Origin of the sequence: Shewanella inventionis (assembly GCF_019931735.1) — a bacterium.
Classification (GTDB): Bacteria; Pseudomonadota; Gammaproteobacteria; order Enterobacterales; family Shewanellaceae; genus Shewanella; species Shewanella inventionis.
This window is the reverse complement of record NZ_CP082926.1, coordinates 3,042,625-3,064,125: the sequence shown is the minus strand read 5'-3', so window position 1 is coordinate 3,064,125 and position 21,501 is coordinate 3,042,625. Positions and strand designations below refer to the sequence as shown.

The 21,501-nt window shown below is 41.2% G+C and carries 12 protein-coding genes and 5 tRNA genes; 8 read left to right on the top strand and 9 right to left on the bottom strand.

Features of this window, described 5'->3' with window-relative positions; translation table 11 throughout:
• Nucleotide 1: 1 nt before the first annotated feature.
• The 7 genes from rsxA to K8B83_RS13515 all read right to left on the bottom strand — a co-directional run bounded on the left by rsxA (nt 2) and on the right by K8B83_RS13515 (nt 3,569).
• A complete protein-coding gene (gene rsxA, locus K8B83_RS13545; RefSeq protein WP_188736875.1) occupies nt 2–580 on the bottom strand; it encodes an electron transport complex subunit RsxA in 579 nt (192 codons plus the stop codon).
• Between the two features lie 139 nt (nt 581–719).
• Entirely contained in the window at nt 720–2,618 is a 1,899-nt protein-coding gene (locus K8B83_RS13540) for an EAL domain-containing protein (RefSeq protein WP_223417419.1), read from the bottom strand.
• A gap of 457 nt (nt 2,619–3,075) precedes the next feature.
• A tRNA-Asn gene (locus K8B83_RS13535) sits at nt 3,076–3,151 on the bottom strand.
• 27 nt (nt 3,152–3,178) lie between these two features.
• Nucleotides 3,179–3,254 (bottom strand) — tRNA-Asn (locus tag K8B83_RS13530).
• A 31-nt stretch (nt 3,255–3,285) separates the two neighbouring features.
• A tRNA-Asn gene (locus tag K8B83_RS13525) sits at nt 3,286–3,361 on the bottom strand.
• Between the two features lie 24 nt (nt 3,362–3,385).
• Nucleotides 3,386–3,461 (bottom strand) — tRNA-Asn (locus K8B83_RS13520).
• Nucleotides 3,462–3,493: 32 nt separating this feature from the next.
• Nucleotides 3,494–3,569, bottom strand: a tRNA-Asn gene (locus K8B83_RS13515).
• Nucleotides 3,570–5,033: 1,464 nt separating this feature from the next.
• On the opposite strand from K8B83_RS13515, the gene uvrB reads away from it, so the two are divergent.
• Nucleotides 5,034–7,055 (top strand): excinuclease ABC subunit UvrB, encoded by a 2,022-nt coding sequence (gene uvrB, locus K8B83_RS13510; protein WP_188736871.1) that lies wholly within the window; start codon nt 5,034–5,036, stop codon nt 7,053–7,055.
• A gap of 72 nt (nt 7,056–7,127) precedes the next feature.
• Nucleotides 7,128–7,901 carry an EAL domain-containing protein gene (locus K8B83_RS13505; protein WP_223417418.1) on the top strand — a complete coding sequence of 258 codons (774 nt, stop codon included), beginning with the start codon at nt 7,128–7,130 and terminating at the stop codon, nt 7,899–7,901.
• Nucleotides 7,902–7,955: 54 nt separating this feature from the next.
• On the opposite strand, the gene asnS is transcribed toward K8B83_RS13505, so the two are convergent.
• Complete coding sequence (gene asnS, locus K8B83_RS13500; RefSeq protein ID WP_223417417.1) at nt 7,956–9,356, bottom strand: asparagine--tRNA ligase; 1,401 nt, start codon at nt 9,354–9,356, stop codon at nt 7,956–7,958.
• A gap of 247 nt (nt 9,357–9,603) precedes the next feature.
• Between asnS and K8B83_RS13495 the strand changes: the two genes are divergently transcribed.
• Nucleotides 9,604–9,939 carry a hypothetical protein gene (locus K8B83_RS13495; protein WP_188736867.1) on the top strand — a complete coding sequence of 112 codons (336 nt, stop codon included), beginning with the start codon at nt 9,604–9,606 and terminating at the stop codon, nt 9,937–9,939.
• Between the two features lie 76 nt (nt 9,940–10,015).
• Here the strand turns inward: K8B83_RS13495 and K8B83_RS13490 are convergent, their stop codons facing one another.
• Nucleotides 10,016–10,591 (bottom strand): CoA pyrophosphatase, encoded by a 576-nt coding sequence (locus tag K8B83_RS13490; RefSeq protein ID WP_188736866.1) that lies wholly within the window; start codon nt 10,589–10,591, stop codon nt 10,016–10,018.
• A gap of 449 nt (nt 10,592–11,040) precedes the next feature.
• Between K8B83_RS13490 and malQ the strand changes: the two genes are divergently transcribed.
• The 5 genes from malQ to glgC all read left to right on the top strand — a co-directional run bounded on the left by malQ (nt 11,041) and on the right by glgC (nt 21,500).
• Nucleotides 11,041–13,230 carry a 4-alpha-glucanotransferase gene (gene malQ, locus K8B83_RS13485; RefSeq protein ID WP_223417416.1) on the top strand — a complete coding sequence of 730 codons (2,190 nt, stop codon included), beginning with the start codon at nt 11,041–11,043 and terminating at the stop codon, nt 13,228–13,230.
• A gap of 13 nt (nt 13,231–13,243) precedes the next feature.
• A complete protein-coding gene (gene glgB, locus K8B83_RS13480) occupies nt 13,244–15,469 on the top strand; it encodes a 1,4-alpha-glucan branching protein GlgB (protein WP_223417415.1) in 2,226 nt (741 codons plus the stop codon).
• 44 nt (nt 15,470–15,513) lie between these two features.
• A complete protein-coding gene (gene glgX / locus K8B83_RS13475) occupies nt 15,514–17,613 on the top strand; it encodes a glycogen debranching protein GlgX (RefSeq protein ID WP_223417414.1) in 2,100 nt (699 codons plus the stop codon).
• Between the two features lie 3 nt (nt 17,614–17,616).
• On the top strand, nt 17,617–20,139 hold the full coding sequence (locus K8B83_RS13470) for a glycogen/starch/alpha-glucan phosphorylase (RefSeq protein WP_188736857.1): 2,523 nt from the start codon (nt 17,617–17,619) through the stop codon (nt 20,137–20,139).
• Nucleotides 20,140–20,237: 98 nt separating this feature from the next.
• A complete protein-coding gene (gene glgC, locus K8B83_RS13465) occupies nt 20,238–21,500 on the top strand; it encodes a glucose-1-phosphate adenylyltransferase (protein ID WP_188736854.1) in 1,263 nt (420 codons plus the stop codon).
• Nucleotide 21,501 lies beyond the last annotated feature (1 nt).

Below are 21,501 nucleotides of genomic sequence, written 5' to 3'. Positions count from 1 at the left end.
ATTAATTTACTAGCCCCGCAAACCCCATAAACGCTAAAGACATTAACCCCGCGGTGATCATTGCAATAGCGCCGCCTTTAAATGGAAGAGGGACATCTGCCGCGGCCAAGCGTTCGCGCATGGCTGAGAATAAAATCAGCACTAATGAAAACCCGACTGCGGCACCAAAACCGTAAATTGCAGATTGTATAAAGTTGTGATCTTCGTTTACGTTTAATAATGCAACACCCAATACCGCACAATTTGTGGTAATTAACGGCAGGTAAATGCCCAAGGCACGATGGAGTGATGCACTGGTTTTTTGTACGACCATTTCGGTAAATTGGACTACCACTGCAATAACTAAAATAAAACTCATCGTTCTTAAGTAAATTAAGTCAAATGGTTGTAATAAGAATTCATTGGTGAGATAGCTTAAAATAGAGGCTAAAGTGAGCACAAAGGTCGTTGCCATCGACATACCAATGGCGGACGCTAATTTACTCGACACCCCCATAAAAGGGCATAGACCTAAGAATTTCACCAGGACGAAGTTATTAACCAGTACGGTACCGATTAATAGAAGAAGGTACTCTGTCATTGCTTCATTTTTTTGACCAATAGATCTTAGTATTATCTAAGGTTTAGGCCTAAGAAACAACGGATAAAAAATAAGGTTAAACATAAATTGCTCAACCTTAGAATAAAACACTAAATTTCACATTATAGTAACTTAGTTATTACTGTTTTTTGACCAAAACTTCAGGCTTGGCAATATAATAACCTTGCAGACCATCAACTAATAATTTTTCTAACGTGAGTTTTTCATCTTGTTTTTCAACTCCTGTCGCAATCACTTTAATGCTAATTCGTTTTGCGATATCCACCATCATACGAACAAAAAATTTATTGTTGTTATCTTGTTCAATATTGTCACTGTAACTACTGTCTAACTTGATGAAATCGGGGCGAACTTCACGAAAGAATTTAAATGAAGTAAACCCTAATCCAAAACGTTCAATGGCCACTTTTGCACCCACCTTGTGCATTTCGCTGACAAATTGTCGACCAGACACTAGGTTTGCTTGCATGCCCGCTTCATTCAATTCGAAAATAATTCGGCATGCTATGTGACGGTGTTTGGTTAATAAGTCTCTGAGCCAAATCGTGAAATTGTCTTGCAATGCCGATAATGCACTGATGTTAACACCTACATTTCCGACAATGGTTGGATTTTCACTGAGCACTTTAATTGTTTGAATAACAATCATTTTATCAAGCTCAACGTTTAAGCTGTACCGCTCGGCCATTGCAATAACCGTAGTGGTTGGCAAATATTTACCTTCGGCATTATAAAAGCGCGCTAATAACTCACGATAAACATCGGTTTGATTATTACAAGGCTGTATGGGCTGTTGGTAAAAATTGATACTTCGACGATTGATTAAATCATCGATGGTTAATTTCCAATGATCTTCACCGAGTTGCTCATCACCGGAGAGCTTTTCTAATTGATAATAACGGTTAGGGCCCAGTGTTTGTGCAATACTGACTGCGGTATCAGCTAAGGCCATTAACGCGAGAGGCTCGCAACCTTCTTTATACGGCACCATGCCGGCATGGGCGATTGAATCACTGCGAGTACTTTGGGCATATTCATCTAGGTGACGTTTGAGTATGTCTAAATACTTTTCACCTTCTTTTAGTGTCAGACTGTCAATAAATACAGCAAAATCACCACTTGATACTCTAAAGCACTCATTTACACCTAATGATGAAACCGCTTTTCGAATGCAATTGGCTAACTTTGCTAAATAGTCATCTCCCGCTGCACGCCCGTGCAATTGGTTAATGTTAGCCAGTTCAGCCGCCTTTACCATAAGCAATACACCGTATTGTTGTTTATCTGACTGACTCAACTCTTCTAAATGTTGTGTAAAACGTTGGCGAGTAGAAAAACCACTGACAGGATCTTGGTAAGCGGCTTTTGTCAGTTGCTCATTTTCTTTTCTAACACGATCAAGACTCAATTTTAATTGGCTGCGGCAGGCCTCTAGCGCATCTCCTAATGGGCGCAAAACCCCAGGAAAACGTGAGCGCTCTAAGGCTAAAAATGATAAGTCGGGGATGTGAGTAATGTATTCGGCCGCATACTTGATGCGTGATTTATGTATTTGCACTAATACAGCAAACATCAGCATTAACACAATATAGATGCCAATGATGATCACAGCTGTTTCTTCTAAATCATGAACACTGGCAGACAATACACTGGGGGTATCTAATCTTACCTGCAAGCGAGCATGAGAAAGGTTTTCAATGTGGCCTAGTTCAATATTAAAAATCTTACTTGCAAAATCATCCTCTTGACGTTGCAAACTGCCATGGGTGAAATTGAGATTACTGTCAGTACTATGGATAAATTGAAAAAATTGAAAAGTAAAATCTTTTGACATTTGCTGATACAAGGCTTCGCCGCTGCTATCCCAGCTGCGGTAGGTTTGCACATATTTCGCATAATGTGTGCGTGCAATTTCACCTTGTTCTTGTACTTCAATATTTTCTACCGAATAAAGTCGGAATAGTAAAATACCGAAAACAATAAATAGAACCAGTTGAAAGGATTTTGATAAGCCCATAAAACATCCATTCCCTACGAGTTGTCAATCAGCGCCTTAAACAGCATGTGCATTCATTGCGAGTTTATCTGAAAGGCATTTTGCTAAAGTAATAGTTCATATAATAACCAATACTATCATAGCAGATGGAATAAAAAATTTTAATTAACCTAAAGCACTATAATAACAGGAAAAACAAAGATGAAATTCAAGAATGCGATCATTCTCAATGGCTAACATTGCTTATAATGTCGTGAGACATGTTGAAGGTAGAACAATGATCTCGCTGCAATTTCTGCCTTATTCTATCCTAATTGGCATTAGATGGAATTCAGTTTAGCTGTGGCGCAAAGAAAATATACAAGCAATAGGTTATGACACTGAAAAAATAAGGTAAAAAGTGGGGGAGTTGTGATGGAAAATGTTGCTTGGAGTGTTGGTATTAGCAGTGTAGGGTACTAACTCTGGCTAACAATAATGGCTCCCCAGACTGGACTTGAACCAGTGACATACGGATTAACAGTCCGCCGTTCTACCGACTGAACTACTGGGGAATTGATCATTACTGTGTTTAATTGAATTGGCTCCCCAGACTGGACTTGAACCAGTGACATACGGATTAACAGTCCGCCGTTCTACCGACTGAACTACTGGGGAATTGTGTATTCAATTTTCTGTGTTATCTCGATGGCTCCCCAGACTGGACTTGAACCAGTGACATACGGATTAACAGTCCGCCGTTCTACCGACTGAACTACTGGGGAATCGAATTCGATAACAATAAACGTTGGCTCCCCAGACTGGACTTGAACCAGTGACATACGGATTAACAGTCCGCCGTTCTACCGACTGAACTACTGGGGAATTACGTTTATTTCTCTGCACACTAACTAAATTGGCTCCCCAGACTGGACTTGAACCAGTGACATACGGATTAACAGTCCGCCGTTCTACCGACTGAACTACTGGGGAATCGTTTTAGCAATGTATTGCTGAGAACGGAGCGCATAGTAAAACGCTCTGGTAACTGAGTCAACTCGAGTTATAAAAAAAAACGCATTTATGTGACCAATTGGTTATCAAATACACATCGTGCACGAGTTTTGGACATTAATGTCATTTTTTACACAATCAATAATGCGATTAACGATTTAATCTCAACCTTTGGATGTGCAATATAACAAATCATTAAATCAACAGGGCTTTCTTTGTTGTGCGGTTACAATACTTAAGTGCAATCGTTAGTCGCAATCGTTTGTAGCAATAGCCACTTTAATCACTATGCTGATTCAATTCCGAACTTTTAGGTCAAGGTTTAGTGGCCTAAAGTGGAACATGTAATCTCTCGTAGCCGCTCGATGTGGTGTCGATAATAGACATATGTGGCATTTTTCCTTGAGGCAACTTTATCTTCACAATGCTTGTTGCATGTTTGCATATGCCTATAGGGATTTGGTTTAGATATGGTGTTATACAATATTTTAGCCTGTGCAATAGCGCTTGGGTTGCCCGAGGCTAATCAGCGCTCTGCAATAAATAATAGGACACTCTTTGCAATAAGAAGTATTTAGCACCTAGTGTGTGATACGTTCATCAATTTATCTACGACAATAAATCGTGATCGACATGCTAAAGATCGCGACTTATTTTACTTTTTTTTAGAGCCTGTTTTAACTTAATTGTGAACTGCTTGTCTCTATGAGTCGTATTGTTTTCAAATGTAATAAAATTTCATCATGATATCTTTACGTTTTTATGAATCCCACAAACGCGCTACCCCGCAGCCACATTGATGTTTAGTGACTTATCCACTATTTCTGTGGATAAGCTTGTGGACTTCTGCTGTAAATATCCTCCAAGCCCTTGCTGAGTATGGTTTGTAGTTAAAATATACCTATTCATTAGCAGTGAGTTAACTTGATTAAATTCAAACAGATATAAAAATCAACTGTTTTGTAAGTTCACTGTTCTGTGTATTGCAAAATTGTAATATGTTTGCATTGTAGATTGTGTATTAAATTGAGATTTAGATTAGTTTTTCATCGATTTATACACTGTTTTTAACCGATCTTAAGGTCTGTATATTAATTTCATGTAATGATCGCCAATTTGTCATCATCCCTAAACAATACATAAAATGCCTGAACATGGGCCGACTAGGGCGTAAGCCAATCGCTATTGTTTATTGACTTGCCGTTTAATGAATCACCGCACATCGTTACTGGGTATTTATACCAAAAGGCTCGTAATACGCTTTAAGCTGAAAGTTTGCGTGACTGTGATTGTTCACCTTATTAATTGAAATGCTTTTAAACTAACAACTAACAACTAACAACTAACAACTAACGGCCATCAGCCATCAATCATCATTAGCTATCGCAACCAATCAGTGTTTAGGTATATGATACCAAGTTGAATCAAAAAGGAAGCCGCGTAGTGTCAGAGTCAGTCTTTACCTTAGAGTCCAAATTTGAGCCAGCAGGCGATCAACCCACTGCAATTAAGCAACTCGTTGAGGGTTTACAGTCTGGTATTGCCAGCCAAACGTTACTGGGCGTAACCGGTTCGGGTAAAACGTACACCATTGCCAATGTGATTAAGCAAATGGGCAGACCTACGATTATTATGGCTCCCAATAAAACCCTTGCCGCTCAACTCTATGGCGAGATGAAAGAATTCTTTCCTCACAATGCCGTCGAATATTTTGTGTCTTATTACGATTATTACCAACCAGAAGCGTATGTGCCTGCATCTAATACTTTTATTGAAAAAGATGCGTCGGTTAACGCCCACATAGAACAAATGCGATTGTCGGCAACCAAAGCACTGTTAGAACGTAAAGACGTCGTGCTGATTGCTTCTGTGTCGGCTATATATGGTCTTGGTGATCCTGATTCCTACATGAAAATGTTGTTGCACTTGCGCCAAGGTGATTTTATGGGGCAGCGTGACATACTTATTCGTCTAAGCGAGTTGCAATATACTCGCAACGATATTGAACTGCAGCGAGGCACTTATCGGGTGCGAGGCGAGGTGATTGATATCTTTCCGGCAGAATCTGAACGAGAAGCCATTCGGATTGAATTATTTGATGATGAGATTGAACGTTTAAGTGAATTTGATCCGTTAACGGGGCACATTAATAAACGCATTGCCCGTACCACTATTTACCCTAAAACCCACTATGTAACGCCTAGAGAAAAAATATTAGCGGCAACTGAAGAAATTAAAGAAGAGCTGCGCGACCGTAGGCAATTTTTACTCGACAATAATAAGTTAATCGAGGCGCAACGGATCTCCGAGCGAGTACAATACGATATTGAAATGATGGTTGAGTTAGGCTATTGCTCGGGCATCGAAAACTACTCTCGTTATTTGTCTGGTCGCAGTACCGGTGAAGGCCCACCAACACTGCTCGACTACCTACCTGCAGATGGCTTATTAATTATTGATGAATCTCATGTGACAGTGCCGCAAATTGGTGCCATGTATAAAGGCGATCGCAGTCGTAAAATGAACCTAGTCGAGTATGGTTTTCGTTTGCCTTCGGCATTAGACAATCGGCCATTAATGTTTGAAGAGTTTGAACGCTTAATGCCGCAAACCATTTTTGTGTCTGCCACACCAAGCCAATATGAGCTAGATAAAAGTGACGGTGAAGTTGCAGAGCAAGTCGTGCGCCCCACAGGGCTTCTTGATCCTGTATTAGAAGTCCGCCCTGTGGCAATTCAAGTCGATGATTTATTATCTGAAATTGCTAAAAGGGTCGCGGTAAACGAGCGGGTATTAGTGACGACGTTAACCAAACGTATGTCAGAAGATTTAACTGAATACCTCGATGAACATGGCGTTAAAGTACGTTATTTACACTCAGACATTGATACTGTAGAGCGGGTTGAGATTATTCGTGATTTACGTTTAGGTCACTTTGATGTATTGGTTGGTATTAATTTACTTCGGGAAGGGCTCGATATGCCTGAAGTTTCTCTGGTGTGTATTCTTGATGCAGACAAAGAAGGATTTTTACGCTCAGAACGTTCGCTTATTCAGACCATAGGCCGCGCGGCGCGTAACGTTAATGGTAAAGTAATTTTGTATGCAGACAGGATCACAAACTCAATGGCCAAAGCCATGGGTGAAACTGAACGTCGACGGGAAAAACAGCATCAACACAACCTTGAAAATGGCATCATTCCTCGCGGTGTAGTTAAAAGTATTACTGATGTGATGGACGTTGGCGATCCTAAGTCAGCTAAAGGCCAAGACAAGCATCAAACTCGTTTTGCTGAAGTGGCAGATACACGTGCCAAGTACTCTAGTGTTGCTGATCTAAGCCATCAAATCGACGCGCTAGAAAAACAAATGCATGAGCATGCAAAAAACCTTGAGTTTGAACAAGCCGCAGCCTTACGTGATGAGGTTAAACACCTTCGTGAACAGATTATATTGAACAGCTAACATGCATTTTTATGCCTTAATTTTCTGGCGTAAACTACAGTTATTACATCAAACGTTTGTTATGGATAAAATATGAAAGTAGACGAAAATCATTGTGACAAACTTGTTTGTAATCAATGCAGTGACACCCCAGAACTTGATTTTGATTTTACAATGGCGTTTCAACCCATCATTAATTGCCAAACCATGAAAGTGTTTGGTTATGAGGCGTTAGTGCGTGGTGTAAACAATGAGTCTGCCTATTCGGTTATTTCACAGGTTAACGACGAAAATCGATATTTATTTGATCAGCTTTGTCGTATTAAAGCCATTGCCCTCGCGGCAAAACTGGGTATTGATTCAATGCTGAGCATTAACTTTTTACCTAATGCGATATACAAGCCAGAACGCTGTATTCGTACTACGCTCGAAGCGGCTAAAAAATATCAGTTTCCAACAGAGCAGATCATGTTTGAGTTTACTGAAGTTGAGAAAATTGAAGACAGTAATCACATCAAAAAAATTGTCAATTATTATCAAGCTTTGGGTTTTAAAACCGCCACAGATGATTTTGGTTCAGGATTTTCAGGCTTAAACTTATTAGCGGATTTTCAAACCAATATTATTAAACTCGATATGGGATTGATCCGGAATATTCATACAGATAAAACAAGGCAAGTTATTGTAAAACATTGTTTGGCTATGATGCATGAATTAAACATCACTGCATTGGCAGAAGGCATTGAAACAATTGAAGAATATCTGTGGCTAAAAAGTATCGGTATTGATTTAATGCAAGGTTATTTATTCGCAAAACCAGGTTTTGAATCTTTACCTGACATTGATTTTGATGCATTAATGCTCTAAACCAATAAAAAAACGCGCCGCAAGGCGCGTTTTTATTGGTATTACAGCTCAGTATTAGAAGTTAGCTGAACGAGGCGCACGTGGGAATGGAATAACATCACGAATGTTATTAACACCTGTCACGTAAGACACTAAACGCTCAAAACCTAAACCAAAACCTGCGTGAGGCACAGTGCCATAACGGCGAAGATCACGGTACCACCAGTAATCTTCTTGGTTTAATTGCATTTCTGCGAGGCGAGCATCTAATACATCTAAACGCTCTTCACGCTGTGCTCCACCAATGATCTCACCAATACCAGGTGCAAGTACGTCCATTGCGGCAACCGTCTTACCGTCGTCATTTAAACGCATGTAGAAGGCTTTAATGTCTTTAGGATAGTTTTTCACAACTACCGGTGCTTTAAAGTGTTCTTCAGCTAAATAACGTTCATGCTCAGACTGTAAATCGATACCCCATTCAACAGGGAATTCGAATGTTTTGCCGCAGTTTTTAAGGATTTCAACTGCATCAGTATAATCAACTTGAGCAAAATCACTGTTAACGAATGATTGCAAGCGTTCAACGACGGTATTATCAACACGTTCGTTAAAGAAGCTTAAATCGTCCATGCGCTCTTCTAATACTGCATTGAAGGCAAATTTAAGCATTTTTTCAGCTAATTCTGCGGCATCTTCTAATGTGGCAAACGCCACTTCTGGTTCAACCATCCAAAACTCAGCAAGGTGACGAGTGGTATTTGAGTTTTCTGCACGGAAGGTAGGGCCAAAGGTATAGACTTTAGACAATGCACAAGCATAGGTTTCGGCATTTAACTGACCTGATACGGTTAAGAAAGATTCTTTACCGAAAAAGTCTTTGTCGTAATCTACTTTTCCTGCTGGAGTGCGAGGTAAGTTTTCCATGTCTAATGTCGATACACGGAACATTTCACCAGCACCTTCACAGTCAGATGCAGTGATAAGCGGTGTAGACACCCAAATAAAGCCTTCTTGATGGTAAAAACGGTGAATAGCTTGCGATAAACAGTTACGCACACGAGCTACTGCACCAATAATGTTAGTGCGAGGGCGTAAGTGGGCAAGTTCGCGTAAATGTTCAATTGAATGGCGTTTAGCGGCCATTGGGTATGTATCAGGATCGTCAACAAAGCCAGTAACTTGAATGTTCGATACTTGTATTTCAAATGCTTGGCCAGCGCCTGGAGAGGCGACAATTTCACCTGTCATAACCACTGAACAGCCTGCTGTCAATTTCAATACATCGTCATTGTAATTGTCTAGGCTATTTGGCACGACGCCCTGAATGGGATCGAAACATGAACCGTCATAAACGGCTAAGAAAGAAATACCAGCTTTAGAATCACGACGTGTTCTTACCCAGCCACGTACAGTGACCTGCGAACCGATGGCGTGTTCACCTTTAAATACAGAAGCGACAGATGTAATGCTCATTGTTGCTTAATTCTCCAACATATCGAATTATGAATATAAAATTTGGGTTTATCTTACCTTGCTGGTGGCTTTTCTCAAGCTGAAAACGCTATTCTATACTGATTAATGTGTTACTTTTGAATAAGTCGGTTAAATATATGGCAAATGTGTAAGTTAAGCTAAAGCCGAACAAGGTAATTGCTGAAAGTGCCATTAGATAATAATGACAAGCTTGAGTGATTATATTGCGTAAACCAAGGATTTGGATATGTCTCGATTAGGTGTGTTGCAAGTGGTGTTGACGGTATTGTCGATTTTGGGCTGGAGCTTAGCCATTTATGCGCTAATTATTTATGGTGAAGCCAGACCCGATCGAGCCGTGGGCTACTTTTTAAGTAAAGGGGTGTCGGTACGTTTGTATTGGGATCCTGATTTAACGATTAAATTAGAATATTTAATCTGGTGGTGTGCAGGTGTCAGTTTTTTAAATCTGTTAGTTAACTTTTACGCTAAAACCACTACCAAAATTGGCTTTTGGGTTAACATTCCTTTGTTGTTGGTGGTGTCGCTTTCTGCTGGTTTATACATTCGCTATGTAATATAAGTATTTGGTTATGTATTATTTTATATCGATGCGTTTATTTTATGTATGTATCCTTGTGAGAGTGCAAGGCGCTAAATTACCTGCGAGCGACATGGCGGCATAATAAATCAATTATTGCGGCTGTTACGCCCCAAATAAAACGATCGTTAAATGGCATAAAATGTACGTGATAGCGTTTGCCATGACGGTAGTGAAATACCTGATGCCGATTGTTGTTATCTATAAAAAAGCTCAACGGTACTGTAAAGCAGTCTGCAACTTCTCCAGGATCAATGATCAATTCAAATGGCTGTTTTACCAGAGCGACTACTGGGGTGATTTCAAAGCCTGTAAATGTTTTATGTGCAGGAAAAACACCCAATACTTCAACATTATCTGCCATTAAGCCTATTTCTTCTTGAGCTTCACGTAATGCGGTTTCAACAGCATTGGTGTCATACGGTTCTACCTTTCCACCGGGAAAACTGATTTGTCCTGGATGATGGCGAAGGTGCATGGCTCGCTGAGTTAATAAAAGATGCAGTTGCTGATCCCGCTCTATTATCGGAATTAAAACCGCCGCTTTACGACCTAAATAGGTTGACGGTGCAGAAGTGATGGCTGTAGTTAACTGATGTAATTTGTAGCGTAGCGTAAATTCGTGTTTATTCATTGATGGATTTATCTCTTAGCCACAGGGGTTTGCATGATGTCATCATAGCAGGGTGGCGTAGTGTCTCAAAGTCTGCAACCCCTTCGTATTGCCTATAACAATGAGCCTAGCAATATTTTACCTTATGTGGTTTTCAGCTTGGTCAATCAGTAAAAACGTAAATGTTTGTGTTAAGTCATATTGCTGCGCCATTTTATCGCAAATAATCAAGTTTTTAGTTAACTCACTGCACCCTTTTTGCCTCTGCTGCACAAAATTAGTGCAGATGGTTTTTGGTAAACACTTGTCTTAAACAGTTGTTTTAATGCAAATTATTTTACTAACTCAATGATTCTAAATAATATATTCTTGTCATGTTATTGCCATTTTACTGTAGTCAATTTGTTACCATTAACTGGCATGGTATCTGCTGGATTTCATGCAGTTAATAATCGCGAGGGAAGACAAATATGGGACTTGAGAAGTTGCTATATTTGCAAGGCGTTGGAGCAGAGTTTATCGATTGTTTCGGTAATCTTGTGCACATTCCTGCTAAGGATAGGCAGGGTATTTTAACCACGATGTTGCTACCAACATCATTCAATCAACATCAATGTGACCCCAGCGAATATGCTGGATTAATTACCGATGAAAAAGTCGCTCAACGTATTGAGCTACTTGATGTGTCTCCTTGGTTGCTACCATTACATCGATTTCAATGGTGCGAAATTGATAATCCTCATATTGATATTCAGCTACCAGAAAATTACCCCTATTCAATACAGCTAACAGTATTTGGCGAAAGTATTGATACCTTGTCTGTAACGGTTAAGTGCGATGAGTGTACTGTTGTCGGTGAGTACCACATTAATGGTCTGCGCTATTGCCAGTATCGGTTGCAGTTAGATAAGCCCAATTTGCATTTAGGATACCATCATCTGAGTTTGGCTTTTATTGGTGATGCCACTCGCGCTCATACCTTATATGGGCAAATCATGATCGCGCCTCAAATGGCTTATCAAGGCCGTATGGCGCAGGTGTCGGCCAGTACTCAACAGCCCTGGGGGATCAATGCACAGTTGTATGCCTTACGTAGCGATGAACAATGGGGCATAGGTGATTTTGGTAATCTTGCCGAGTTGATCGATTATGCGGCACACGCAGGTGCAGATTTTATTTTACTTAATCCGTTACATGCACTGGATATTAGTCAGCCGGAAAATCCCAGCCCTTATAGTCCAACCGACCGTCGTCGGTTAAACCCGCTGTATATTCAAATTGAATCTGTTTATGAATACAAAGCCATTGAGCCAGAATTAGCTAGCCAAAAATGGTTACAAAAAAAGCAAGCCATTAATCAATCTCAATTGATTAATTATCAAGAAGTGCAAAGCACTAAATATGCTATTTTTGAAAAGATGTATCAAATTTTTTGTCAGGAACATGTTAAGCGTGAAACCGCAAGATACCAAGCTTATTTGGCTTTTATTGAAAAAGACAAACCGGCATTAATGCAGTTTGTTGAGAGTGAAATAAAGTTAGCGTCAAAATATTTCAATCAAGATGCGGGGTTTTATTTGTACCTGCAATTTGTGGCAAATGAACAACTTGAAGCCTGCCATTTAAATGCAAAACAATGTGGCATGAGTATTGGCTTGATTAGGGATTTGGCTGTGGGTGCGGTGAGTCATGGTGCTGAAGTGAGTGAAAATTTAGCGATGTTTTGTGATAACGCCAGCATTGGTGCACCGCCAGATCCATTTGCTGAACAAGGCCAAAATTGGGGATTAACTCCCTTTGATCCTGTTAAATTAAAACAACACGATTTTAGCCACTTTATTCAATTGGTTAGAAGTAACATGCAAAGCTGTGGTGCATTACGTATTGATCATGTCATGGGGCTATTACGACTATGGTGGTGGCCTTTAAACAAAGATTTAGGTCAAGGTAGCTATGTGTATTATCCGGTTGAAACCCTGTTGGCTATTGTGTGCCTTGAAAGTCAGCGAGCTCGTTGCATTGTGATTGGTGAAGATTTAGGGATTGTGCCGCCGGAAATCGTGTCTCGATTGCACAAAGCGGGAATTTTTTCTAACGAGTTATTTTATTTTTGCAAAGACCACAATGGATTTAAATCGCCTAGAGATTACAAACATCAAAGCTTAATGATGTTGGCTAATCACGATGTACCTACGATTACAGCATGGTGGACGGGAGACGATCTCAAATTAAGACGCAAGTTAGCGTTAATTGATTCGGACGATAAATTACAACATGCCTTGGATGAGCGACAGCAAGAAAAATTTGAGCTTATTGCCTTACTCAATCGACAAGGTGCATTAGATGCCAGCATGGAGCAAAATATTGATTTAATTGATTTTGACTGCGTTATTTTGGCATGGCTGGATGTCGTTGCCAAAGGGAATGCGCAATTATTTAGCGTCCAACTTAGTGATCTTGTCGCAGACAAACACGGTGTGAATATCCCAGGCACATGGAAAGAATTTCCTAACTGGCAGAGACGATTACCGCTGAGCATTGAGCAAATTGCTCAAAGTAGCAAAGTGCAGCAAAGGATCAGAGTAATTCAACAAGCAAGACAGGCATGCAGCCGTTCATTTGCTGCAAATGTGTCTTTATCCAATAACTCAGAACAATAATGGATCATTGTATATGACTGTAGCCACTCCATATTTTGAACAAGGTAGCGAAATCGCTTTAGTCAATGGTGAATACACAGATGTGTTTTCTTTACTGGGTATGCACAGTGCCAATGAGGGCAAATCGTTGATCGTTCGTTGTTTTATTCCTGGCGCAACCGCGGTTGATGTATTGAGTGCTAAAGATGGTCGTAAAGTGGCCAGTTTAGAGCCGCTGGATAACCAGGGTGTGTTTGCTGGAAAAATGGGCCGAAGAGTGAAGCCATTTGCTTATACTCTGCGAGTTCAGTATCCATTATGCGAACAAATCATTACCGACCCTTATCAATATGACAGTTTACTGGATCCGCAAGATGTGTACTTATTTGGTGAAGGCAGTCAATTACAGGGCTACCGTTTTCAAGGTGCTAATTGGCGTGAACATCAAGGTGTAAAGGGCATTCATTTTTGTGTGTGGGCACCGAATGCAAAAAAAGTGGCGCTAATCGGTGATTTTAATGTGTGGGACGCAAAGCGACATGTTATGCGTTTTCATCCTGCCAGTGGCTTGTGGGATATTTTTATGGTCGATGTTGAGGCTGGCCAGCACTATAAATTTGCGATAACTGATGCAAATGGCCATACCTTGGTTAAATCGGACCCTTATGCAGTGTCAATGCAGCCTTCACCTCATAATGCCTCAATCACGCCTTCTGAAGAGTGCTATCAATGGCAAGATAGAGGCTGGTTGCAACAAAGAATGCTCAGTAAAAGCCATGAGCAACCCATGTCTATTTATGAGGTTCATTTAGCGTCATGGCGCCGTACGGGTGAGGCAGGGCAGGAATATACCGATTATGGACAGTTAATCAGTGAATTAGTGCCTTATGTAAAAGAAATGGGGTTTACCCATTTACAGTTAATGCCCATCAGTGAATATCCATTCGATGGTTCTTGGGGTTATCAACCCGTAGGCTTATATGCGCCGACATATCGCTTTGGTGACGCTAACGGCCTTAAAGCGTTTATTGATGCATGTCATCAGCAAGATATTGCTGTTTTACTCGATTGGGTGCCTGCCCATTTTCCTCGTGATCCTCATGGATTGGTTCGTTTTGATGGCAGCTGCTTGTACGAACATGAAGATCCTCGCAAAGGTGAGCATCCAGATTGGGATACCCTCATTTATAATTATGGCCGTGCTGAAGTGCGCAGCTTTTTATTCAGTAATGCCCATTATTGGCTCGATGAATTTCATTTTGACGGCCTACGATTAGATGCAGTGTCATCGATGTTGTATCTCGATTACAGCCGTAATGCTGATCAATGGGTACCTAATGAATTTGGCGGGCGTGAAAATCTTCAAGCCATACAATTTTTACAAGAATTAAATGCACGTATGTATCAGTGTTTTCCCGGTATCAACATGATTGCTGAAGAATCAACAGCATGGCCCGGTGTAACTCAATCAACCGATCATAATGGGCTGGGCTTTGGGTTTAAATGGAACATGGGGTGGATGAACGATACCTTGCGTTACATAAGTTGCGATCCGCTCTACCGACGCTATCACCATGGCGAACTGACCTTTAGCCTTGTTTATGCCTTTACAGAGCAATTTATATTGTCACTTAGCCACGATGAAGTGGTGCACGGTAAAGGCTCCGTGTTGCATAAAATCCCCGGCGATGACTGGCAAAAATTTGCGACCTTACGAGCCTATTATGGGTTTATGTGGTCGCATCCGGGTAAAAAACTGTTGTTTATGGGCAATGAGTTTGCTCAACGCAATGAATGGGATCATAACCAAAGCCTTGATTGGCATTTACTCGAATATACACCGCATCAAGGTATTCAAGATTGGGTTCGTGATCTTAACCAGTGCTATCTACAAACCCCTGCACTCTATGAATGCGATCATCAAAGTGACGGTTTTGCCTGGTTTGATTGCAATAATGCAGACAACAACATTTTGGTTTATTGCCGTTATGCCAAAGATAAGCAACAGCACGTCATTATCGTGGTCAATATGTCACCGCAAGTGCACCACGGTTTTCGTGTTGGGGTGCCAAGTTGTGATAACTACATCGAAATACTTAACAGTGATCATGGCCATTACGGCGGCAGTCATGTCATCAATGATGGAATGTGTATTACCTCATCTACACAGTGGCAAGGCATGGAAAATAGCATCGTGATTTCAGTACCACCATTGGGTTGTGCTTATTTTGTACCAGAGTCTTTGGTTGAGGCTGAATAAAGGCTCATGACGCTCGTTAGATTGCTAACTTACAGGGTTTTGTTATGGAAATGACCAGTGGCTACCCATATCCATTAGGGGCAACGCTCGACAATAACGGGGTAAATTTCTCGTTGTTTTCGGCTAATGCCACTAAAGTGGTGCTGTGCTTGTTTGACCCTGGCGGCCAGGTTGAAGTTGCACAATATGTGATGCGTGAAAATACTCGCCAAATTTGGCATTGCCATCTTAAAGGGGCAAAAGCTGGATTATTGTATGGGTATCGTGTTTTTGGCCCTTATCAACCAGAGTTAGGTCATCGTTTTAATCATCATAAATTATTACTTGACCCATATGCCAAAAAGCTTGTCGGTAAGGTGATCCAACATCCTGCATTGTACGGATACGATGTCACAGACAAAAACCAAGACTTGTCTTTTGATGTCCAAGACAGTGCCGCTTACATGCCTAAATGTCAGGTGGTGAATTGCGATTTTTCTGTCGAGATTCCCATTGCGCCATTAGCCAAACCATTAAATAAAAGTGTGTTATTTGAAACCCATGTAAAAGGCTTTACTAAGCTGCACCCTCAAATCTCCCCGACTAAACAAGGTACATTTGCCGGCCTTGCCAGCCAAGTCGTCATAGATTACTTGCAAAACCTGGGCATCACCTGTGTAGAACTGTTGCCAGTACATGGTTTTTTTGATGAACCATTTTTGACAGAAAAAAAACTCAATAATTATTGGGGCTACAACAGCATTACATTTATGGCGCCACACAATGCCTATATAGCGGATAAAACAGGTGACATAGCCGAGTTTCGGCACATGGTATCGAGGCTGCATCAAGCTGGTATCGAAGTGATACTCGATGTGGTGTTTAACCACACTGCAGAGGGTAATCATCTTGGGCCAACTTACAGTTTTAGAGGTATAGATAACGCCAGTTATTATCGATTATTGCCTAACGATAAACGTTTTAATATTAACGATACCGGTTGTGGTAACACCTTTAACTTAAACCATCCACAAGTGCTTATGTTAGTGATGGACTCATTACGTTATTGGGTTGAGGTGATGGGCGTTGATGGTTTTCGTTTTGATTTAGCCAGTTGTCTTGGACGTGAGGTATATGGTTTTGACCCTGGCAGTGGTTTTTTTGATGCCATTACTCAAGATCCAATATTGTGTAAAGTTAAGCTCATTGCCGAGCCTTGGGACATAGGGCCGGGCGGTTACCAACTTGGAAACTATCCGGTTGCTTTTAGTGAATGGAACGACAGATACCGTGACGCAATGCGCCGATTTTGGCGGGGTGACAGTGGTTTACTGCCAGAATTTGCTAAACGATTTCATGGTTCAAGCGACTTTTTTGAACATAATGGCCGTGGTCCTTCAGCCAGTATTAATTTTATTACCAGTCATGATGGATTTACCTTGCACGACTTGGTCAGTTATCGCGATCGCCATAATCTGGTCAATGGTGAGGATAATCGCGACGGTCACCAAGAAAACTGCAGTGATAATTATGGTGTAGAGGGCGAAACGGATGATGCCGAAATTAACGCGATTCGCGATCGTCAAAAACGCAACCTATTGACCTGTTTGCTGCTATCACAAGGTGTACCTATGTTGCTTGCCGGAGATGAGTCTGGACAAAGCCAGCAAGGTAACAACAACGCTTATTGCCAAGATAATCCCATTGGTTGGTTCAACTGGGACAACATCGATTGGGCATTGGTTAACTTTACGGCTCAGTTAATTACCCTACGCAAACGGTTTCCAATGTTATGCCATCAGGCCTTTATTCATAAACCAGAAGCCTTATTCGACAACGGATTAGCTTGGTTTAATCGCCAGGGTGAAGCGATGACAAAATCCCATTGGTGTGAACACCATACTCGTACATTGAGTGTGATTGTGACAGGTAATTTAGGTCATGCTGATATTGGCGCTGTGCCCGAAAGCACTGAAGCATTGCTGCTAATGATTAATGCTGATAGCCAATCGCACACCTTTACATTACCTCAATTTGCGCATTTAAGGCATTGGCATTGTTTATTGCATACCCAAGCGTCTGAGCCTGAGGTTGATGCTAGCCAACAACTTGTATTAATGGACCGCAGTTTAATGTTATTTCATACCGAATTTACCAAGGAGTGATGGATGACCACAGCTAAAGAAAGCGCCAGCGTGAAAAAAGCCACGACGACACGTAAAAAGACCACTAAAACAACTAAGCCTGCAACCTCAGTTGTACAAACATCGGAGCCTTGTGAGCCGTGTGACACTCTAGGGGCTTCTCTTGCTCGCCATATTCGCTATGGCCTTTGCCGCGATGAACACGAAAAAGAGGAGTTATTTACTGCGGTTGCAGAAAGTGTCAAAGAGCAAATGCTCGACAATTGGCGAGAAACACGCATTAAAGACAATCAATATCAGCAAAAGCAGATTGCTTATTTGTCATTGGAGTTTTTAATGGGCCGCGCGTTAGGTAATGCATTACTTAGCTTAGATCTTACCGACGAAGCCCAAAAGGTACTAACCGATTACGCCACCACATTAGAAGATCTTGAGCAGGTCGAGCACGATGCAGGTTTGGGCAATGGTGGGTTAGGTCGCCTCGCTGCGTGTTTTTTAGACAGCTGTGCGTGTCTTGACTTGTCTGTAACCGGCTATGGTATTCGTTACCAATATGGCATGTTTGTACAAAAAATCATTGATGGCTATCAGGTTGAACGTCCAGATCGTTGGTTGCGTCACGGCAATCCATGGGAGGTTCGCATTGCAAACCGTATTGTGACGGTACCATTTTTTGGTCATACCGAAACCTATGTAGACAAAGATGGGCGCCGTCATCATGTATGGACTAATACACAAAATGTGCTCGCTGTTCCTTATGATATGCCAATTCCAGGCTTTAATAATGGCCGGATTAACACCTTACGTTTATGGAAAGCCGAAGCCAACGATGAATTCGATTTAGAAGAATTTAATGATGGTGATTATGCAGAAGCGGTGGCGACCAAAAACCTAGCAGAACAAATTACCATGGTGTTATACCCCAACGACGCCAGCGTCAATGGTAAAGAGTTAAGGTTAAGGCAGCAGTACTTTTTATCGTCTGCCAGTTTGCAAGATTTACTGGCTCGATATGTAGACCAATACGGTGAAGACTTCAGTGAATTTAGTCGTCGCAATGTTATGCAGTTAAATGATACTCATCCCAGTATTGCCGTACCTGAGTTAATGCGTTTATTAATGGACAAGTATGGATTGGGCTGGAATGAGGCATGGGATATTACCAGCCGTTCTATGGCGTATACCAACCATACGTTATTACCAGAAGCATTAGAGCGCTGGCCAGTGCCGATGATGAAAAATATGCTGCCGCGTATTGTTGAAATTATTTTTGAAATCAACGCAAGATACTTGGAGTTAGTAGCGCATCATTGGCCTGGTAATATTCAAAAATTGGCCGATATGTCAATTATAGAAGAAGGCCCAGAACAACAAATTCGCATGGCGTATTTAGCGATAGTGGCCAGTTTTTCTGTCAATGGTGTTGCAGGGCTGCACACTGAACTGCTCAAGCAAGGTTTGTTTAGCGATTTTTATCAGCTATGGCCGCATAAATTTAACAATAAAACCAACGGTGTAACGCCAAGACGCTGGCTTGCATATTGTAATCCTAAACTCTCAGGCTTAATTACCCGTCGATTAGGCAAAGAATGGATTACAGACTTGACCCATCTTGCCGCGCTCAATGCTTTTACCAGCGACAAGGCCTTTGTCAAAGAATGGGCTGAGATTAAATTAACCAACAAACAAGCATTAAGTGAATTTGTAGAACAACAATGTGGCGTTACATTTGACCCACAAATGATGTTTGATGTGCAGGTTAAACGTATACACGAATACAAGCGCCAGTTACTTAATATTTTGCATGTTATCCATTTATACCGCCGCATTTTAAATGGCGACACCCAAGGTATGGCTCCCCGCTGTGTGTTAATAGGCGGTAAAGCTGCACCTGGTTATGCCATGGCCAAGCAAATCATTAAATTAGCCAATAATGTGGCTCACATGGTCAATTCGGATCCTTTAGTTACCCCTTATCTTAGAATGGCATTTTTACCCAACTATAACGTCAGTGCAATGGAGAAAATTTGCCCAGGCACCGATTTGTCAGAACAAATTTCAACCGCAGGTAAAGAAGCCTCAGGCACTGGTAACATGAAGTTTATGATGAACGGTGCATTAACCATTGGCACGCTTGATGGCGCTAATATTGAAATGCTAGAAGAGGTTGGTAAAGATAACTTCTTCTTATTTGGTTTAAATGCCCAAGAAGTGGCACAAACTAAAGCACATTACCAACCACAACAGATAATTGCTGAGTCAGAAGCCCTAACAGGGGTAATGAACATGCTAAAAAGTGGTCATTTCAATTTAGTTGAACCCGGCATATTTGATCACATTATCGCATCCATTGTTGATCCTTTTGATCAGTGGATGACCGCAGCAGATTTTGACAGCTATCGAATCGCCCAAGAAAACGTGTCTGCGACTTATTTAGATCAAGCTAAATGGCAACAAATCAGTATTCGAAATAGCGCAGCCAGCGGGCGTTTTTCGAGTGATAACACCATTTCAGGTTATCGCGATGATATCTGGATGAAAAAGTAAAACAAGGAGGCGATGGCAGCATCGCCAAGTTGTACAGCAAGGCGTGGATATATGCTTATTAATCGTGGCTTAACTATAAAGCCGAATGGAGTCTGTTTATGAGTAATGTTCGTTATATTAGTAATTTAACTCGTGATACCTATGCAATCATTTTAGCCGGCGGCCGGGGCTCGCGCTTATATGAGTTAACCGATTGGCGTGCAAAACCCGCCTTATACTTCGGCGGAAAATTTCGCATTATCGACTTTCCACTGTCTAACTGTATTAACTCAGGTATTCGCCGTGTTGGTGTGGTGACTCAATACAAATCACACTCACTCATTCGTCACGTTACTCGTGGTTGGGGCCATTTTAAAAAAGAACTAGGCGAATCGGTCGAGATTTTACCTGCATCACAACAAACCTCGGGTAATTGGTATCAAGGCACTGCAGATGCTGTATTTCAAAATATTGACATTATTCGCCATGAAATCCCCAAATACGTGATGATTTTATCTGGCGATCATGTTTATCGTATGGATTATGCTGGATTGCTCGCCGCTCATGCTGAGTCTGGTGCCGACATGACAGTGTGTTGCTTAGAAACGCCGATCGCAGAAGCCGCTGGTGCTTTTGGTGTTATGGAAGTTGATGGCAATATGCGTGTGATTGGTTTTGAAGAAAAACCGGCTAACCCTAAACCTACGCCCAATGATCCAGAAAAATGCCTTGCTTCGATGGGTAATTATGTATTCAACACTAAGTTTTTATTTGACCAGCTAAAGAAAGACGCTAAAAACGAAAATTCAGATCGAGACTTTGGTAAAGACATCATTCCAGCCATTATTGAGCAGTTTAATGTGTTTGCGTATCCGTTCACCAGTGCAGTACCTGAAGAACCCGCTTACTGGCGTGATGTTGGTACATTAGATTCATTTTTTCAAGCTAACATGGAGCTGTTATCACCGACACCACAGTTAAATTTATACGATGCTAAATGGCCAATTTGGACATATCAAGAACAATTACCACCTGCAAAATTTGTATTTGACGATGAAGATCGCCGTGGTATGGCTGTTGATTCGATAGTGTCTGGCGGATGCATTATTTCTGGTGCCAAAGTTAAACGCAGTGTGTTGTTTGATGAAGTCAGAGTGTGTTCCTACTCGTTTGTTAAAGATTCTGTGCTGCTGCCCGATGTTGTGGTATTAAAAAATTGCAAAATTCAAAACGCAATTATTGACCGTGGTTGCATTATTCCTGACGGAATGGTTATTGGATACAACCAAGACCACGATAGGGCGAGAGGCTTTAGGGTGTCAGAAAAAGGGATTACCTTGGTGACGCGTAAAATGTTAGGTTTAGCTGTTGGTTACGAATAAG